Origin of the sequence: uncultured Bradyrhizobium sp. (genome assembly GCF_947648125.1) — a bacterium.
Taxonomy (GTDB): domain Bacteria; phylum Pseudomonadota; class Alphaproteobacteria; order Rhizobiales; family Xanthobacteraceae; genus Bradyrhizobium.
Genome location: NZ_CANSMR010000007.1, coordinates 45,920 through 62,832 on the forward strand (window position 1 = coordinate 45,920; position 16,913 = coordinate 62,832).

The window sequence follows — 16,913 nt, forward strand, 5'->3', positions numbered from 1 at the left end:
CGACCAACCTTCGAATTCAATGTGCGAGTGAGAACTGGGGGACTGATGTTTAAGAAACGAGCTCACGCAGAATGGCGCGCGTTGCCGCTTGCGGTGTCGCTGAGCGCGCTCGCCTGCGCAACGCCGGCCGTGGGCCAGACCGCGGACCAGGCTGCCGAGCAGGGTCCCGCCGCCGCGGCGAAGCGGACCGATGCCAAGAAGCCGAAGGTGTCGAGCACCAAGCCGACATCGTCCAACGCCACCGTCAACCTCGTCAATCTGCTGGTGCAGCAGGGCGTTCTCAAGGAAGAGCAGGCCCAGGCGCTGATCAAGCAGGCCGAGGACGAGGCCTATGTCTCCCGGCAGGCCGCCAAGGACGCCACGACCAAGGCCGACGACGCCACCAAGGCGGCAACGGCTGCCGCCGCGGCGGCACAGCCGCCCGGCACGCGGCACGTCACCTACGTTCCCGAAGTCGTCAAGAGACAGTTACGGGAAGAGATTAAGCAGGAGGTGATGGCCAAGGCGCAGAAAGAAAACTGGGCGTCGCCCGGAACCTACCCGGAATGGGCGCAACGCATCCGTTTCTACGGCGATGCGCGCGTGCGCTATCAGGGCAATTACTTCCCGGCCGGCAACGACCAGGCCGGCGCCGCCAACTTTAATGCGATCAATACCGGATCGCCGTTCGACGTATCGAACTCGAACCCGTACTTTGGGCCAACCTATAACGCCACACAGGACCGCAACCAGTTCCGGCTTCGCGGCCGGCTCGGGATGGAAGCGGACCTGCTCTACGGGTTCACGGCCGGTCTGCGCATCGCGACCGGCGAAAATAACTCGCCGGTGTCGACCAACCAGACGTTTGGTGCGAGCGGAGGCAACTTCTCTAAATATTCGCTCTGGCTGGATCGCGGTTACATCAACTGGCAGGGTTGGAACGGCGATTTGAGCCTGTCTGCGGGCCGTTTCGACAACCCGTTCTGGTCGCCGACCGATCTCGTCTGGTACAAGGAACTCGGCTTCGACGGCTTCGCCGTTCAGGCCAAGCACGAGGTATGGGAAGGATTCACGCCATTCGCCGTGGCCGGCGCATTCCCGATCTACAACACCGACTTCAACGCCGGAATCAATCTGGCGGATCCGGCCACCGGGGCGCCAACCAAGTTCGCCAGCCACGACAAGTGGCTGTTCGGAGGCCAGGTCGGCTTCAACGCCCGCTTCAGTCCGGAATATGCGTTCCGGTTCGGCGTCGCCTACTACGACTTCGACAATGTGCAGGGCCAGCGCTCCAGCCGATGCATCGTCGAGCTGGCGTCCGACGTTTGCAATACCGACATCACCCGGCCGTCCTTTGCGCAGAAAGGAAACACCTACTTCCCGCTGCGCAACATCATTCCCGATGCCCCCGGCTTCGGTAACAATAACGGTACAGCCTTTCAGTACCAGTATTTCGGACTGGTCAGCCAGTACCGCCCGGTCGTGGTCAGCGGACAGCTCGATCTCGGACATTTCCATCCGACCCACATCGTGCTCGACGGCGAGTACGTCAACAACACCGCCTTCAGCCGCTCCCTCATGAATGCGGCCGCGGCAATCTACGGCGTCAACATGAACAATCGCGGGCCGAGCCCGGACGGTGGCAACACGCCCGGCCCGTTCAACGGCGGCAATCAGGGTTGGCTCGGCCGCGTCACTGTCGGCGACAGGGAGATCAAGCATCTCTGGGATTGGAACGTCCACGCCGGCTACAAGTACCTGGAATCCGACGCCACCATCGATGCCTTCGCAGATTCCGACTTCGGTCTCGGCGGCACCAACCTCAAGGGCTATTTCGTCGGCGGCAATATCGGTCTCGGCGAGAATGTCTGGGCGACCTTGCGCTGGATGAGCGCCAACAGCATCGCCGGCAATCCCTATGCCGTCGACGTGCTGCAAGTCGACCTCAACGCGAAGTTCTGACCATGCGCATCGCACTCTTTGTCCTGATGATGGTGGTCGGAGCGTTGAGCTCCGGCACCGCATTCGCCCAGTCCGAGACCGACCGCCTGCGCGACGCCTTGCGTAGCGCGACGGCACAGACCCGTGCGCTGGAAGACCAGCGCACGGCGTTGCAGGCCAAAGTCGCCGACGCCGATCGCGAAAAGGCGGCGGCCAAGAAGGAGGTCGACGACCTCAAGGCACAGCTGAAGAAGGCCGACAAGGAACATCGCGACGCTGTCGACGAGTTCAATCAACGGCTCGCCGAACGTGACGAGACGCTGGAGAAGTGGAAGTCGGCCTATGAGGAGGCGGCCACCGTTGCCCGCACAAAGGACGCCGAGCGCGCCAAGTTCGAAGGTGAGGCCACCGCCTACAAGGCCAGCACCAAGAGCTGCGTCGCCAAGAACACCCAGCTGATCAAGGCCGGCAAGGAGATGGTGCAGCGCTACAAGGACCTGACCATCGGCGAGATCGTGGTCTCGCGAGAGCCGATGATTCAGCAGCGCCGCGTCGAAATCCAGAATCAGCTGCAGGAAAGCCAGGACAAGTTCCTCGATCAGAAGGTGAATCCATGACGACCGCCACTATCGTGAAGCCGCTCCGGTCGATCGGTCTCGCCGCCGCCGTCGCGGCTTTCGTTGCGCCGCTCGATGCCTCGGCGCAGGCTCAGACACAGGCTCCCGCGCCACGGACGGTGCAGGCCCCGGTCAGGAAGCCGCAGCCACAGCCCGCGGCGCAGGCGCAAGCCGCCGCCACGCCGGCGCCGGCCCCGGTCGCGGCGGCGCCGAAGCCCGTCACCGCGCCCGAGAACGTCATCGCGCGGGTCGGCGACACCAACATCTCCGCCGATGATCTTCGCAGCTATGTCGCAGCCCTTGCCCCGCGCGAACAGGCTGCGCTGGCCAAGGATCCGGCCATGCTGAGCCAGGCGGTCCGGCTGCTGCTCGCCAACCGCCTCGTGCTGCAGGAAGCGGTGGCGAAGAAGTGGGATCAGCAACCCAGCGTCGCCGCGCAGCTCGACCGGGCGCGCGAGGGCGCGGTGGTCGAGCTCTACCTGCAATCGGTGTCGACGCCGCCGGCGAACTTTCCGAGCGAAGACGATTTGCAGAAGGTCTATGAGGCCAATCGCGCCGCATTCCTGATGCCGCGGCAATTCCAGCTCTCGCAGATCTTCGTCGCCGCTCCGAAGGAAGGCGACAAGGCCGCCGAGGACAAGGCGAAGCAGGAGCTCGACGACGTGCAGCGCAAGCTGAAGGCGCCGGGAGCCGACTTCGCGGCGATCGCGCGCGGCGACAACAACGCCGCCAAGGATGCCGGCGACCTCGGCTGGGTAGCCGAGAACCAGATCCGTCCGGAGATCCGCAACCAGGTGTTGGGGCTCGCCAAGAACAGCGTGTCCGAGCCGATCAAGCTCGACGACGGCTGGCACATCATCAAGCTGATCGACACCAAGGCGTCCTATACCCGCACCTTGCCCGAAGTGCGCGACCAGCTGGTGCTGCAGATCCGCTCCGAGCGGTCGAACATGATGCGGCGGGCGTATCTCGCCGAGCTGCTGAAGCAGCATCCGCCCGTCCTCAATGAGCTTGCACTGTCGAGCCTGCTCGACGCGTCGAAGAAGTAATACGGAGATAAAGATGCCCGAGATCATCACCAAGCTCACCATCGAAGGATTGCGCGACAGCTTCCAGAATGTCGGCTATCGCGTCGAAACGCTGACCGATCCGGTCGCCAATACGACCTATCTGCGCTCGGCGACGGCGGGGCTCGGGTTCGAGATCCGGCCGGGAAACCAGCTCGTCGGCGAGGAGCAGAGTTTTGTCGACGCCACGCTGGTCACCACGCTCCAGGTGCAGGGCGAGCTGCCGCTCGACCTCGTCAATCGCTGGAATACGACGCGGCGGTTCGGGCGGCTGCAGTTCAGCCAACCGTTCCTGCTGTTCTGCCTCGATGTCTCCGTGGCCGGCGGCGTGGCGCCGAACTTCGTGCGGGCGCAGATCGAGGTCTGGGACCGCCTGGTTCAGGAGCTGATCGCCTATCTGCGCGAGGAGCTGCCGAAGATCGTGGCCCGGAATGGCGCGGCGGCTGCCCCGCAGCCGAGTGCGCCGGCCCAGCAGCCGGCGCATGAGCACGCCGCGGAAGCGGGATCGGTTCCCACCATCCAGTAGCCCGCGCGCACGGGCGAACATCAGGACCGCAACCGATCCATGAATGACGGTGCCTCAACGACGAAGGCGGGCAGCTTCAGCCGATGGCGGAAGCTGCTTGATCCTGCTCGTCGCCGGGGCAGCCGCATCGCAGCCGGCGGTCTTGTGCTCGCGTTTTGTCTTGCGCAGCCCGCTCACGCGGAGCAGGCGACGCCGGCATCGTCATTCAGCACGCGCTTTGCCGCCGTCGAGTCGGCAGACCCTTCAGCCGACGCCACGGCAAAGCCGCCGGCCGAGGCGACGACGAAGCCGGCCGCGCCGGCCAAAGATGCGGTGAAGGATGCGCCGAAGGACGGTGGCGGGAAAACGCTCCCGCTTCCGCCCGCAAGCCAGCCCGCGGTGTCGGACGCGCGCATGCGCTATCGCGCGCTGATCGAGAAGGAGGCGGCGGGAAGCGGGCTCGCGCCCGAGATCGCCGAGGCGGTGATGGGCGTGGAGAGCGGCTACAATCCCGACGTGATCGGCGGCGTCGGCGAAATCGGGCTGATGCAGCTGCTGCCGTCGACCGCACGCATGCTCGGCTTCTCCGGCTCGCTTGCCGAGCTCGCGATTCCCGAAAACAACATTCACTTCGGCGTCATGTATCTTGCGCAGGCGTGGCGCCTTGCCGGTGGCGACCTGTGCACCGCAGTCATGAAGTACCGCGCAGGCCACGGCGAGACCCGTTTCTCCTATCTGTCGGTGAATTATTGCGTGGCGGTGCGCAGCCGGCTGTTTGCCCGCGGCTTTCGGGTGACGGGAACCGTGCCGGTCGCGACCTTCGGCGAACCGGGCCGTGCCGGCGGTGGCGGCGGTGGATGCGGCCGCAAATGCCTCGGCGGCGGCGGACGCATCGGTCGCGTCGATCTCGTCGCACTCAACACGCGGCTCAATGCGCTTGTGATCCAGGCCCGGGGAGGGAAATAGTAAGAGCCGCGCCGCCCTAATTCATATCGTTGCCTTGATATCCTCCTCTGGCTTCCTATCGTTTGAAACAATTCTGGTTCTGCAAGGAGCAGTGCCGATGAAAGTGATCATGTTGGCGGTCGCCGTTGCCGGATTGTCGGCGATGCAGGCGGAGGCGCAGACGCAGCAGCGCACGCCGCTGCCGGAAATTGTCGTCGGCACACCGCCGCCGGCGCTCAACCTCAACCGCGACACCAGTGGCGGCACACCGCCGCCGACGCTCAACCTCAACCGCGATACCGGTGGCGGCACCGGCCGGGCTGCGGCAAGAGGCAGCGGCGGCTGCGGCGATGCGGCCTCGCTTGGCTGTATCAATGAGCGGTTGAAAAAGCAGGTCGATCAGGTCAATCCGCCCGTAACCAACACGCCGCCGATCGATGCGAAATCGCAGGATCTCAAGGTGGGCGTGGTCAACGTCCCGGCGGTGCAGCAGCAATATGGCCGCAACTTCGGGGTCTCGGCGTTTCCCTATCGCCCACCAGCGCCCGTTTACAGTCATCGATAATGTACGCGAAGTGACCTCTGTTTCGCACAGATCGTGACGCCGTCACATTTCTGACGATGGGCATATGGAAAATAGAGAGAGCAACGGTTTGCTGATTCCATGCGAAAATCTGACGTGACGTGCCCCCATTGCCAGGCCGGCTATCGCCGGATCGAATTGACGTCGAAGGGCGGCATCGCCGGTGAGTTTCGATGTCTGGTGTGTGACCAGTTGATCGAGCTGATGGACGGTTCGACTGATGTCGCTTTTCGGCTGACCGTGCAGCCGGGCAAGACGTCCTACGCGTATTAGCGCGGGCGTCCGCACGAGCGAGGCGATAAGCGATTGTGGCCCGCGATCATTCGCCGCGGATATCGCTCGGGGCCTTGTTGGTCCAGCGGTGGAACGCGCGCCTGAAGTTTGCCGCATCGCTGAAGCCGAGCGCCAATGCGATGTCGTCATTGGCCAGCGTCGTGTTGCGGAGATATTTCAGCGCGATCTGGGTCCGCAGCTCGTCGTGCAGCCCCCGAAAGGAAAAGCCCTGCTGACGAAGCTGGCGCCGCAGCGATCGATCGTTCACGCCGAGCAGCTTCGCGATGGCTTCGAAAGTCGGGGGATTGGCGATGTCGCGAAGCAGGATGGCGCGGATCTTTCCGGCCACGCCGGTCCGCAATCTCAAGTCACCAAGCAAGTCGTCGCAGAGGGCGACGATGGTCGGATACGTCGTCTTGTTGCCGAGATCCGCTCTCCGGTCCAGCAATTGCGCCTTGAAGACGATCTGGTTGGCCGGCTGATCGAAGCGCACCGGGCACCCGACATGATCGAGCGGAAGCTCGAAGTCCTCTGCCTGCGGATAGGCGAGCGTGATTTCATGGGGAGCGAAGCCCGGCCCCATGATGTCGCGCATCAGCGAAATGTGGATGCCGATCTGCATCTCGGCGACGAACCGGTAAAGCGCGGAATCGGCAAGTGCGTGCAGATTGGGCTCGATGGTCCATTTCGCACAGGCCTTGTCCTCGCTGAATTCGATCGTCGCCAGCGGCGCGGCGAGTGCGTGGTAGCGCATCGCAAATTCCATTGCCTTGCGAAAGTCCGGGCAGCACAGCAACGCATAGCCATACATCCCGTAGGTCGAGATGTGGATCGATGCGCCGATGCGATAGGGCAGGTGACGGTCGGTCGACAGGCGCAGCGCGTTTTGACAGACCGTCATCAGCTGCGTCAGCGAAATCCGCGCCTGCGGTGAGTGGACGTCGGCCAGCGGAATGCGGGTGTCGCGCAGGATGGCGTCGGCCGGGACGCCGGCGCCGGCCAGCATGTCGAAGACCGCGCCAAGCTTGGTCGTCTCATAGACCTTGTCGCTGGTGCCGACGGTCAGGATATCGTTGCGGGAGCCCACAGGCCTCCTCAGTCGCGTGGTTGGTTGCAAAGTGAACCAGCCTTTCCTTCGGTCGGAAAGCAGTGCGCCGCAAACCTGGCCCGAGTGGATTGCCGTTCGCGAGCTCCTGGAACATAGCCGGTTCGCGTCATAACCCAAGAGTTATCGAGACTTATCAATGGGTCCTTCTTGCTGCGCAGCAACAAGACCGCCGCCATTGATGAGAGCATCCTGTCCGGTTGAGACCCGGCCGATGTCCGTTTCGGACCTTCACAAACCTCGGGCATCACGCGAGGCTTCGTCCTAATGTCACACGGTCAGGCCGTTGCGACATAGGACGGCAGGCCACGCGATCCGCTCGCTTAGAACTGCGGACGCAACGGTCGGAGGACATGCCAGGTCGAGGGAGGCTTCCATGGTCGGAAGGCTGATTCAGACTGCCCAATCCGCCTATCACTATCCGCTCATCTTCAAGCAGCTATGGCATACGCCGAGCGTGCAGGCGCCGGACCAGGAGATCGTCTATCGCGATCTCAAGCGTCAGACCTATCGACAGACCAGAGAGCGGATCGGCCGCCTCGCCTCGGCGCTCAGCAAGGCCGGCGTCGAGCCCGGCGACACCGTCGGCGTGCTCGAATGGGACAGCCATCGCTTCCTCGAAGCCTTCTTCGCGATCCCAATGATGGGGGCCGTGCTGCAGACGGTGAACGTCCGCCTGTCGCCGGAGCAGATCGCCTACACGATCGATCACGCCGGCGCGTCGACACTGCTGGTCAATGACGAGTTCGTCGGACTGCTTGAAGGCATCAAGGCGCAATTGCCCAAGGTCAAGCGGATGATCGTGATCTCGGACAAGCCGTCGCCGCAGACCGGCAGCCTGTCCTTCATCGGCGAGTATGAGGGCCTGCTTGCGGCCGCCTCGCCGGACTACGACTTTCCCGATTTCGACGAGAACACCCAGGCCACCACCTTCTACACGACCGGCACCACCGGTCTGCCCAAGGGGGTCTATTACAGCCACCGCCAGCTCGTGCTGCACACGATCGCCGGGCTTGCGCTGTTCGGCATGGCCGGGTCGCAGGGGCGCTTCTCGCGCGACGACGTCTACATGCCGATCACGCCGATGTTCCACGTTCATGCCTGGGGCTTCCCGTGGTCGGCGACTTTGGCCGGCACCAAGCAGGTCTATCCCGGCCGCTACGAGCCGGCGATGCTGGTCAAGTTGATCAAGAGCGAGGGCGTCACCTTCACCCACGGCGTGCCGACCATCCTGCAGATGCTGCTCAACGCAGCCGCTGCCGCCAAGGTCGATCTCAACGGCCTCAAGATGGTGATCGGCGGCTCCGCGTTGCCGAAGGCGCTGGCCAAGCAGGCGATGGAGGCCGGCATCGACATCTTCGCCGGTTACGGCATGTCGGAGACCGGTCCGCTTGCCGCGGTCTCCCATGTCCAATCCAGGGATCTCAGCGGCGATCCCGACGGCGAGGTCGAATTTCGCACCCGCGCCGGCATGGCCGGCCCGCTGGTCGATCTGCGCATCGTCGATCCCGACATGAAGGACGTGCCGCATGACGGCAAGTCCGCCGGAGAGATCGTGCTGCGGGCGCCGTGGCTCACGCAGGGCTACTTCAACAATCCCGAAGGCTCGGAGCAGCTCTGGGAAGGCGGCTATCTGCACACCAGCGATATCGCCGTGGTCAGCCCGGGCGGCTATGTCCAGATCACCGACCGGATCAAGGATGTGATCAAGACCGGCGGCGAATGGGTGTCCTCGCTGCAGATCGAGGATCTGATCTCGCAATGCGCCGGCGTGGCCGAGGCCGCGGTGATCGGCGTCAAGGACGAGAAATGGGGCGAGCGGCCGCTCGCGCTGGTGGTCAAGAAGCCGTCCGGTGCCGACGGCCTCAGCGACGAAGCCATCAAGGACCATCTCAAGGTGTTCGCCGACAAGGGCGTCATCTCGAAATACGGCATCCCCGGCAAGATCCTGTTCATCGACAGCATTCCCAAGACCAGCGTCGGCAAGATCAACAAGAAGGAGCTGCGCGAGCAGTACGGCGACATGTGACGGCTCAACACAGCCAAGAGCGGATCGAGGAGCACGACATCATGAGCAACCTCACTTTGGCCGGCCTCGGCGAACATGTTGGCAAGGAGCTCGGACTTTCCGACTGGGTCATGATCGATCAGCAGCGCATCGACAATTTTGCGGCCTGCACCGGCGATCACCAATGGATTCATGTCGACGTCGAACGCGCGAAACGGGAGAGCCCGTTCCGCGGTCCGATCGCGCATGGCTATCTGACGCTCGCGATGGTGGCGCCGCTGGCGATGCAGGTCGGCATCATCCCGCGCGATGCCGCCGCCGGGCTGAACTACGGGGTCGACAAGGTGCGCTTCCTGGCGCCGGTGCCATCAGGCGCGCGGGTGCGGCTGCGGGTCGTGCTGTCCGGCATCGAGCCGAGGGACGGCGGCCAGGTGATCATGAAAACCCTGAACACGCTGGAGGTCGAGGGCTCCGAAAAGCCGGCGCTGATCGCCGAAACGCTGGCCCTTCTGATCCCCGCGGCGGGAGCAAAGCCATGAGCACGGAAAATCGCACTCCGGATTCCTCGGCGTCCGACATGTCCGAGGCGGCGTCCAGGAATACGCTGGCGCTCAATCCACTGGTCGGCATTCAGGGCCAGGACCTCATCGAGGGCGCCGGCATCCTGTTCAAGGCCGTCATCAACGAGCCGAAGGTCGCGACCGAGCAGTGGCTGTCCTTCGTCGGTGAGCTCGGCTCGATCGCCGCCGGCAAGTCCGAGCGCGCGCCGAAGGCCGGCGACAAGCGGTTTGCCGATCCGACCTGGAAAGAGAGCTCGCTGCACTCCGGCCTGCTTAAGGCCTATCTGGCGTGGGGCGAGGCGGTCAACGGTCTGGTCGACAAGACCAGCCTCAGCGACATCGACAAGCAGCGCGCGCATCTGATCACGGATATCCTGATCGATGCGGTCGCGCCGACCAACACCATGCTCACCAACCCGGCGGCGGTCCGCAAGTTCATCGACACCGGCGGGCAGAGCCTGTGGAGCGGCCTGAAGAACTATATCGGCGATCTGACGCAGAATCGCGGCATGCCGTCGATGGTGGACATGAGCGCGTTCAAGGTCGGTGAGAACCTCGCGACCACGCCGGGCGCGGTGATCTTCCGCAACGAGCTGATCGAGCTGATCCAGTACACCCCGACGACGCCGAAAGTCAGGAAGCGGCCGCTTTTGATCACGCCGCCGCAGATCAACAAGTATTACGCGCTCGATCTGTCGCCGGACAAGAGCATGGTCCGCTTCCTGCTCGAGAGCGGCTTCCAGGTCTTTGCGGTGAGCTGGCGCAACCCGACGGCGGCACATCGCGACTGGGGGCTCGATACCTATGTTGCGGCGCTCGACGAGGCGGTCGACGCGGCGCGCGAGATTTCCGGCAGCGAAGACATCTCGATGATGGGATCCTGCTCCGGCGGCATCACCTCGACGGCCTATTTCGCAACGCTCGGCAGCGCCGCCGAGAAGAAGATCAAGAACCTGGTGCTGGCGGTCTGCCTGCTCGATCCCAACTCGGCCGAGGAGAGCACGTTCGGTTGCCTGATGACGCCGGAGACCATGCGCGCGGCCAAGGCGACCTCGCAGCTGCGCGGCATCGTCGACGGCCACGACCTGGCGCGGATGTTCGCCTGGATGCGGCCCAACGACCTGATCTGGAATTATTGGGTCAACAACTACCTGCTCGGCAACCAGCCGCCGGCGTTCGACATCCTCTATTGGAACGCCGATACGACGCGCCTGCCGGCGGCGCTGCACGGCGACTATCTCGATCTCTATTTCTCCAATCCGTTCGTCAACGCCGGCAAGCTGACGCTCAACGACAAGACCATCGACATGAGCAAGGTCAAGGCCGACAGCTACGTGGTCGCAGGCGTGACCGACCACATCACGCCGTGGAAGGGCGTCTACAAGACCGCGCAGATCATGGGCGAGGGCACCACCTTCGTGCTGTCGAACAGCGGGCATCTGCAGAGCCTGCTCAATCCGCCGAGCAATCCGAAGGCGTCCTTCATGATCGGGCCGATCTCCAAGGACAAGCCCGATGCGTTCATGGCCTCGGCCGAGAAACGCAAGGGCAGCTGGTGGCTCGACTGGCGCGACTGGCTGCAGGCGCGTTCGGGTGACGAGGTGGCGGCGCCCGCCTCACTCGGCAGCGCGCGCTATCCATCCCTTGGCCCGGCACCGGGGACCTACGTCTTTGACTGACGATCTCACCAGCGCTGACGAGGCCGGACCTGCGATCGAGACGCGGCAGATCACGATCGACGGCCAGTTGCTTCAGGTTGCGATCAGGGACGGCGGCGGCAGCCGGCCGCCGTTACTGCTGTTCAACGGGATCGGCGCCAATTGGGAGCTGGCGAAGCCGTTCCTCGACGCGCTCACCGGTACCACCGCTATCATCTTCGACGTGCCCGGCGTCGGCGGGTCGCCACGGCCGGCATGGCCCTATCGTCCGTCGACCCTGGCGCGGCTTGCCGCCGGGCTGGTTGCGGAGCTGGGCTACGCCGAGGTCGATGTCGCCGGCGTGTCCTGGGGCGGTGGCATCGCGCAGCAATTCGCGCATCAGTTTCCAAAGCGCTGCCGCCGCCTGGTGCTCGCCGCGACCGCGCCAGGTTTCACCATGGTGCCGGCGAGCCCGTCGGTGCTGTGGAAGATGGCGACGCCGCGCCGCTACACCGACAAGGGCTACATGAAAACGATCGCCGCCGACATCTATGGCGGGGCGTTTCGTGACGATCCGTCATTGATCGGCCGGCATGCGGCCGCGATGCACGGCGCGCGCAGCATGGGCTATCTTTATCAACTGCTCGCGATGACCGGCTGGACCAGCCTGCCATGGCTGTGGTCGTTGCCGCAGCCGACGCTGATCCTGATGGGCCGTGACGACCCGCTGGTGCCGCCGGTCAACGGTCAGATCATGGCGAGCCTGATCCCGAACGCCGAGCTGCACCTGATCGACGACGGACATCTGTTCATGGTGACGCGGCCAACGGAAACCGCCGGCCTGATCGAAGCGTTTCTCGCTGACGAGAGCCGTCAGGCCGTGTCGTCATCCCTGCTCTCGCGAACGACGAGCTACTTCAGGGATCTCGTTCCAACGTCCGGAGGCGGGCGCCAAAAACCTTAAACACAGCAACCAGGGAGGATATCGTGACCGACAATACCTCTTACATCGACATGCTGCGGAAGTTCGGCAGTGATCTCGGCTTGCCGAAGCTGAACGTCGACGAGCTGCTGCAGGCCCAGAAGAAAAATCTCGAGGCGCTCGGCCAGAGCGCGAAGGTCGCAGCGCAAGGTGCGCAATCGGTGGCGCAGAAGCAGCGCGAGGTGCTGGAGGCGGGCTTGCGCGAGGCCTCGACCTTGGCGCGCGAGTATAAGCCGCTCGGCAAGATTCATGAGAACCTCGCCTTGCAAACCGAATTCGCGCGGAAGGTGTTCGATATCGCGGTGAAGGGCGCGCAAGACACCGCGTCGACGGCGCGGCAGTCGACCACCGAGGCGGTGAAGATCATCCAGGACCGGATGAAGGAGAATTTTGAGGAGTTCCGCGCCAGCGTCCGCCCGAACAAGTCAACCTGACGTCACGATGAGACGAAGCCCGGCAGGGCGCGGGTCCTGCCGGGAGCGCGAGATAAAGCCGAAGCATCGCCATGCATCAGGGAGGACACCATGGCTAACGCGCAAGCGACACGGTCGGCCAGGCCGGATTACGTTCCGCCGGCGGTCGACGGCGACTTCTACCGGATTGCCACCGTCCTCAATGAGACGGAGCGCGCACTGGTGCAGCGTGTGCGCGCATTCACCGAGGGCGTGGTGGCGCCGGTCATTGAGGAGTTCTGGAGTCGCGACGAATTTCCGTTCGCGATCATTCCGAAGATGGCCGAAATCGGCATCGGCGGCGTCGGCTACCAGGGCTATGGCGCAGCCGGCGGCAGCTGGCTGCTGAACGGCTTTGTCGCGATGGAATTGGCGCGGGTCGATTCCTCGGTCGCCACCTTCTGGGGCGTGCACACCGGCCTTTCGGCGGGCTCGATCTATCTGTGCGGCGACGACGCGCAGAAGCAGCGCTGGCTGCCTGCGATGATGCGCTTCGAGAAGATCGGCTCGTTTGGTCTCACGGAGCCGCTGGTCGGCTCGGCGACCTCGGGCGGGATGCTGACCACCTGCCGGCGCGAGGGCGACGTCTGGATCCTCAACGGCCAGAAGAAGTGGATCGGCAACGCCACCTTCGCGGACATCAACGTGATCTGGGCGCGCGAGGAAGGCTCCAACCAGGTCAAGGGCTTTGTCGTGGCCAAGGACAATCCCGGTTTCTCGGTCGAGAAGATCAAGACCAAGATGGCGCTGCGCGTGGTGCAGAACGGCCTGATTACGCTGAAGGACTGCCGCGTGCCCGAGGCGGACCGCCTGCAGAACGCCAACTCGTTCAAGGACACCGCCAAGGTGCTGCGCATGACCCGCACCGGGGTGGCGTGGTTCGCCGTCGGCTGCGCGATGGGCGCCTATGAGCACGCGCTGCGCTATGCGACCGAGCGGCAGCAGTTCGGCAGACCGATCGGCGGCTTCCAGCTGGTGCAGGATCTCCTGGTCAGGATGCTCGGCAACGTCACCGCGACGCAGGCGATGATGCTGCGGCTCGGACAGATGCAGGACGAGGGCGTGATGCTGGACGAGCATGCTTCGCTGGCGAAGGCGTTCTGCACCGTCAAATGCCGTGAGACCGTCGGCTATGCGCGCGAGCTGCTCGGCGGCAACGGCATCCTGCTCGAGAACCATATCGGCCGCTTCGTGGCCGACGCCGAGGCGATCTACTCCTACGAGGGCACCCGCGAGATGAACACCCTGATCGTCGGCAAGTCGATCACGGGATTGAGCGCCTTCGTCTGACGTGTTGCAAGGCGTCCAATACCGTCATTGCGAGGAGCGAAGCGACGAAGCAATCCATCTCTCCGCGCGGTCGGCAGCGATGGATTGCTTCGCTTCGCTCGCAACGACGTGGATAGAGCTGCGCCAGTGGCTTTATTCCGCCGGGGGCAGGCTAGCTTCGGCGTTTGTCCGCGGCAGCATGCCGAGGGCGACGATCGCTGCGGCAAAGCCGGCGGCAGCGCCGACGCCGAGTGCCCAACGCGGGCCAAGGTGATCGGCGACCCAGCCGACGATCGGGGCGCCGATCGGCGTGCCGCCCAGCGCCACGCCGAGCCGCAGCGCCATCACGCGCCCGCGCATCGCGGGCTCGGTCGAGAGCTGCATCAGCGCGTTCGAGGTGTTGGCGACGGTGAGCGCGGCGACGCCGATCACGACGAGCGCGGCAGCGAACAGCCAATAGTTCGGCGCCAGTGCGGCGAGCGTGCAGCCGAGGCCGAAGATCGCTGATCCCAGCATCAGGGACGAGAACCGCGGCTGCTCGCGGCTCGCGGCAAGCAGCGCGCCCGACATCGTGCCGAGCGCCATCACCGATGACAGCAAGCCGAAGCCACGCGCATCGGTGTGGAACACGCCGACCGCCATGGTGGAGATGAAGATCGGAAAGTTCAGTCCGAAGGTCCCGATCAGGAACAGCATGATCAGGGTCGCCCGGAGATCGGGGCGGGACCACACATAGTGGAACCCCTGCATGACGCTGCCCTTGGTGGGATGCGCCCGCGCGTTCGGGCGCAGCTCCGAGGTGCGCAGCAGGGTCAGCGAGGTCAGTACCGCCAGGAACGAGGCGCCGTTGAACAGGAATGCCCAGCCGGTGCCGACGGAGGCGATGATGAGGCCGGCGACCGCGGGGCCGATCATGCGCGCGGCGTTGAACGAGGTCGAGTTCAGCGCGATCGCGTTCGACAGGTTGGTGTTGCTGACCAGCTCGGCGACGAAGGTCTGGCGCACGGGCGCGTCGAGCGCTGCCGCGCAGCCGAACAGGAAGGCGAACACATAGACGTGCCAGAGCTGCACCAGTCCGATGACAGTGAGAATTCCAAGCGCCAGCGCGAGCGCGCCCATCGTCGCCTGGGTCGCCATCAGCAGCCTGCGCTGGTTGAAATGATCGGCGGCAAAGCCGCTCCACGGCATCAATAATAGCTGTGGCCCGAATTGCAGCGCCATCACGATGCCGACCGCGGATGCGCTATGCTGCGTCAGCTGGGTGAGAACGAGCCAGTCCTGGGCGGCGCGCTGCATCCAGGTGCCGATGTTGGACACCAGCGCGCCGGCCGCCCAGACCCGGTAGTTGAAGCTTGCGAGCGATCGAAAGACGCGTCTCATGGTCGCTGCGGTTCATTCCCGCCGTGAAACCGTCCGAACCGCCGCGCCAGGAACAGGCCGATCAGCAGGCCGCCGAGACCGAGCGCTACGATGTCGCTGGTCGTTCTCAAGCCGAAGTCGCCGACGCGGCAGACCAAGAGATATCCGACCGCTAGGTTGAAGAAGCCCCACACGATGTTGACGGTCGATGACGACAGGCCCTCACCGGGCGGTTTTGCGAACGGGCTCTGGAACGGTTCGCCCATCATGCCGGCGACGACGTGGGGAATCGCGTTGGTGAGGAAGGCGCCGCCGAAGAAGTAGGCGACGAGGTCAAGCCAGTTCATGCGCGTTGGTCCTTTCAAGCAGATCGATGATCGCCTGCGTCGAGCCGGTTTCGCCGAGCCGCGGGAACACCTGTTCGATGCTGTAGTCATGTGCGTTCGGCCGTGCATCGGTCATGGCGTCGACCGCGAGCGTGACGTTGAAGCCGGCCTCGTAGGCCTGCCGAGCCGTGGATTCGACGCCGGTCCCGGTCGCAACGCCGGCGACCACGACCTGCGTGACGCTACGGGCGCGCAGCTGCTTCTCGAGATCGGTGTTGGCGAACGCGCCCCATGTCCGCTTGGTCACGACGATGTCGCCCGGCTGCCGATCGAGCCCCGGGATCAGGTCGGTCCAGCCGTCGGGAAATTGTCCATTGTGGCGTGGCCGCTCGGTCCGTCCGGGTGCCGTGCCGTCGACATTGACCAGCACGATCGGCAGTCCACACCGTCGAAACGCATTGATGAGGGCGCAGGTGTGCGCCACGACGTCCTCGAACGGATGTATGAACGGCGCGCCGACCAGCCCGGCCTGCAGATCGACGACAACGAGGGCGGTGATCGGATCGAGCGTCGTCAAAGCCATCATCGTCTCCTGTTCTCGCGGTTGGCGCGGCGCGGCCGGCTTCAATCCGCGACCAGCCGTTTCAGCAAGCCGACGGCGGCGGCGAGTTCATCCTGTTCCCGCGCCGACAGCCGCGCGGCGATCGTGCGCGACAGCCAGTCCTGCCGCGCGGCACGGCCGGTGCGCAGCCGCTCGCGGCAGGTATCGGTGAGCGACATGATGGTCTGCCGGCCGTCGTCCGGATCGGGCGTGCCGCGGACCAGGCCCGCGGCCTCGAGCGCCGATATCGCCGAACTCATCGACTGCGGACGCATGCCTTCCGACCGCGCCAGGCTGGACACGGTCGCGGGGCCGTTCTTTTCGAGGCGCAGCAGGACCGCGACCTGGGAAGGTGGAAGATCCTCACGCTGGCCTTGCTCGCGAAGCCGGCGCTTCAGCGTTCCGATCAACAGGCGAAGGTCTTCGGCGAGCGCAGATGTGCGCGCCGAGCCGGTACGGGCCGCTGCATTGTTCATGTCCGTCACAATGGCATATCTGAAGGTAAACTGTAAAGACTATCTTCGCAGATTAGCTTCATATTCCCGTGATCGTCTGCGCCGTCGCACAGCATTGTTGGATGATGCTTCAAAATCTGAACGGCGCCTGAACTCGGCTCCGGAGTGAATCACATTAGATTTTGTTGTCTTCGTGCGCGCGGTTGTCGATGACTGCGCTTGCGCTCACAACGTGGCGTGTCGTCCCGC

Annotated in this window: 19 protein-coding genes; 13 read left to right on the forward strand and 6 right to left on the reverse strand. The window is 64.5% G+C overall.

Annotated features, from left to right (window positions below):
- Positions 1–45 precede the first annotated feature (45 nt).
- The 4 genes from Q0030_RS14895 to Q0030_RS14910 are packed head-to-tail and all read left to right on the forward strand — an operon-like array spanning position 46 to position 4,130.
- On the forward strand, positions 46–1,941 hold the full coding sequence (locus Q0030_RS14895; RefSeq protein ID WP_298368216.1) for a putative porin: 1,896 nt from the start codon (positions 46–48) through the stop codon (positions 1,939–1,941).
- Between the two features lie 2 nt (positions 1,942–1,943).
- Positions 1,944–2,537, forward strand: coding sequence for a hypothetical protein (locus Q0030_RS14900; RefSeq protein ID WP_298368219.1), 594 nt, complete (start codon positions 1,944–1,946; stop codon positions 2,535–2,537).
- On the forward strand, positions 2,534–3,586 hold the full coding sequence (locus Q0030_RS14905) for a peptidylprolyl isomerase (RefSeq protein WP_298368222.1): 1,053 nt from the start codon (positions 2,534–2,536) through the stop codon (positions 3,584–3,586). Before Q0030_RS14900 ends, Q0030_RS14905 begins: the two co-directional genes overlap by 4 nt.
- A gap of 13 nt (positions 3,587–3,599) precedes the next feature.
- Entirely contained in the window at positions 3,600–4,130 is a 531-nt protein-coding gene (locus Q0030_RS14910) for a YbjN domain-containing protein (protein WP_298368224.1), read from the forward strand.
- Positions 4,131–4,303: 173 nt separating this feature from the next.
- Here Q0030_RS14910 and Q0030_RS14915 read toward each other — a convergent pair whose 3' ends face one another.
- Positions 4,304–4,525 (reverse strand): hypothetical protein, encoded by a 222-nt coding sequence (locus Q0030_RS14915; RefSeq protein ID WP_298368829.1) that lies wholly within the window; start codon positions 4,523–4,525, stop codon positions 4,304–4,306.
- On the opposite strand from Q0030_RS14915, the gene Q0030_RS14920 reads away from it, so the two are divergent.
- The 3 genes from Q0030_RS14920 to Q0030_RS14930 all read left to right on the forward strand — a co-directional run bounded on the left by Q0030_RS14920 (position 4,443) and on the right by Q0030_RS14930 (position 5,910).
- Positions 4,443–5,075 carry a transglycosylase SLT domain-containing protein gene (locus tag Q0030_RS14920; protein ID WP_298368791.1) on the forward strand — a complete coding sequence of 211 codons (633 nt, stop codon included), beginning with the start codon at positions 4,443–4,445 and terminating at the stop codon, positions 5,073–5,075. The two genes, Q0030_RS14915 and Q0030_RS14920, sit on opposite strands and share 83 nt — an antisense overlap.
- A gap of 97 nt (positions 5,076–5,172) precedes the next feature.
- Entirely contained in the window at positions 5,173–5,619 is a 447-nt protein-coding gene (locus Q0030_RS14925; RefSeq protein ID WP_298368227.1) for a hypothetical protein, read from the forward strand.
- Positions 5,620–5,733: 114 nt separating this feature from the next.
- Positions 5,734–5,910, forward strand: a complete 177-nt coding sequence (locus tag Q0030_RS14930) for a hypothetical protein (protein ID WP_224924689.1) — start codon at positions 5,734–5,736, stop codon at positions 5,908–5,910.
- A 46-nt stretch (positions 5,911–5,956) separates the two neighbouring features.
- Here Q0030_RS14930 and Q0030_RS14935 read toward each other — a convergent pair whose 3' ends face one another.
- The gene (locus Q0030_RS14935; RefSeq protein WP_298368231.1) at positions 5,957–6,997 is read right to left on the reverse strand and encodes an AraC family transcriptional regulator; all 1,041 of its coding nucleotides are present in this window, start codon (positions 6,995–6,997) and stop codon (positions 5,957–5,959) included.
- 394 nt (positions 6,998–7,391) lie between these two features.
- Here Q0030_RS14935 and Q0030_RS14940 point away from each other — a divergent pair, with 394 nt between their 5' ends.
- The 6 genes from Q0030_RS14940 to Q0030_RS14965 all read left to right on the forward strand — a co-directional run bounded on the left by Q0030_RS14940 (position 7,392) and on the right by Q0030_RS14965 (position 13,944).
- Positions 7,392–9,044 (forward strand): fatty acid--CoA ligase, encoded by a 1,653-nt coding sequence (locus Q0030_RS14940; RefSeq protein WP_298368234.1) that lies wholly within the window; start codon positions 7,392–7,394, stop codon positions 9,042–9,044.
- A 41-nt stretch (positions 9,045–9,085) separates the two neighbouring features.
- Positions 9,086–9,562: a MaoC family dehydratase gene (locus Q0030_RS14945; RefSeq protein ID WP_298368237.1), complete on the forward strand. Its 477-nt coding sequence runs from the start codon at positions 9,086–9,088 to the stop codon at positions 9,560–9,562.
- Positions 9,559–11,262 (forward strand): alpha/beta fold hydrolase, encoded by a 1,704-nt coding sequence (locus Q0030_RS14950; protein ID WP_298368240.1) that lies wholly within the window; start codon positions 9,559–9,561, stop codon positions 11,260–11,262. Before Q0030_RS14945 ends, Q0030_RS14950 begins: the two co-directional genes overlap by 4 nt.
- Positions 11,255–12,184, forward strand: coding sequence for a poly(3-hydroxyalkanoate) depolymerase (phaZ, locus tag Q0030_RS14955; RefSeq protein ID WP_298368243.1), 930 nt, complete (start codon positions 11,255–11,257; stop codon positions 12,182–12,184). The genes Q0030_RS14950 and phaZ overlap by 8 nt, the downstream gene beginning before the upstream one ends.
- 23 nt (positions 12,185–12,207) lie before the next feature.
- Positions 12,208–12,636, forward strand: a complete 429-nt coding sequence (gene phaP, locus Q0030_RS14960) for a TIGR01841 family phasin (RefSeq protein WP_298368245.1) — start codon at positions 12,208–12,210, stop codon at positions 12,634–12,636.
- Positions 12,637–12,726: 90 nt separating this feature from the next.
- Positions 12,727–13,944 carry an acyl-CoA dehydrogenase family protein gene (locus tag Q0030_RS14965; protein ID WP_298368247.1) on the forward strand — a complete coding sequence of 406 codons (1,218 nt, stop codon included), beginning with the start codon at positions 12,727–12,729 and terminating at the stop codon, positions 13,942–13,944.
- A gap of 132 nt (positions 13,945–14,076) precedes the next feature.
- Here Q0030_RS14965 and Q0030_RS14970 read toward each other — a convergent pair whose 3' ends face one another.
- The 4 genes from Q0030_RS14970 to Q0030_RS14985 are packed head-to-tail and all read right to left on the reverse strand — an operon-like array spanning position 14,077 to position 16,685.
- Positions 14,077–15,303, reverse strand: a complete 1,227-nt coding sequence (locus Q0030_RS14970) for an MFS transporter (RefSeq protein WP_298368250.1) — start codon at positions 15,301–15,303, stop codon at positions 14,077–14,079.
- On the reverse strand, positions 15,300–15,629 hold the full coding sequence (locus Q0030_RS14975; RefSeq protein ID WP_298368252.1) for a hypothetical protein: 330 nt from the start codon (positions 15,627–15,629) through the stop codon (positions 15,300–15,302). The genes Q0030_RS14970 and Q0030_RS14975 overlap by 4 nt, the downstream gene beginning before the upstream one ends.
- The gene (locus tag Q0030_RS14980; protein WP_298368255.1) at positions 15,616–16,191 is read right to left on the reverse strand and encodes an isochorismatase family protein; all 576 of its coding nucleotides are present in this window, start codon (positions 16,189–16,191) and stop codon (positions 15,616–15,618) included. The genes Q0030_RS14975 and Q0030_RS14980 overlap by 14 nt, the downstream gene beginning before the upstream one ends.
- A 41-nt stretch (positions 16,192–16,232) precedes the next feature.
- On the reverse strand, positions 16,233–16,685 hold the full coding sequence (locus tag Q0030_RS14985; protein ID WP_298368258.1) for a MarR family transcriptional regulator: 453 nt from the start codon (positions 16,683–16,685) through the stop codon (positions 16,233–16,235).
- Positions 16,686–16,913 lie beyond the last annotated feature (228 nt).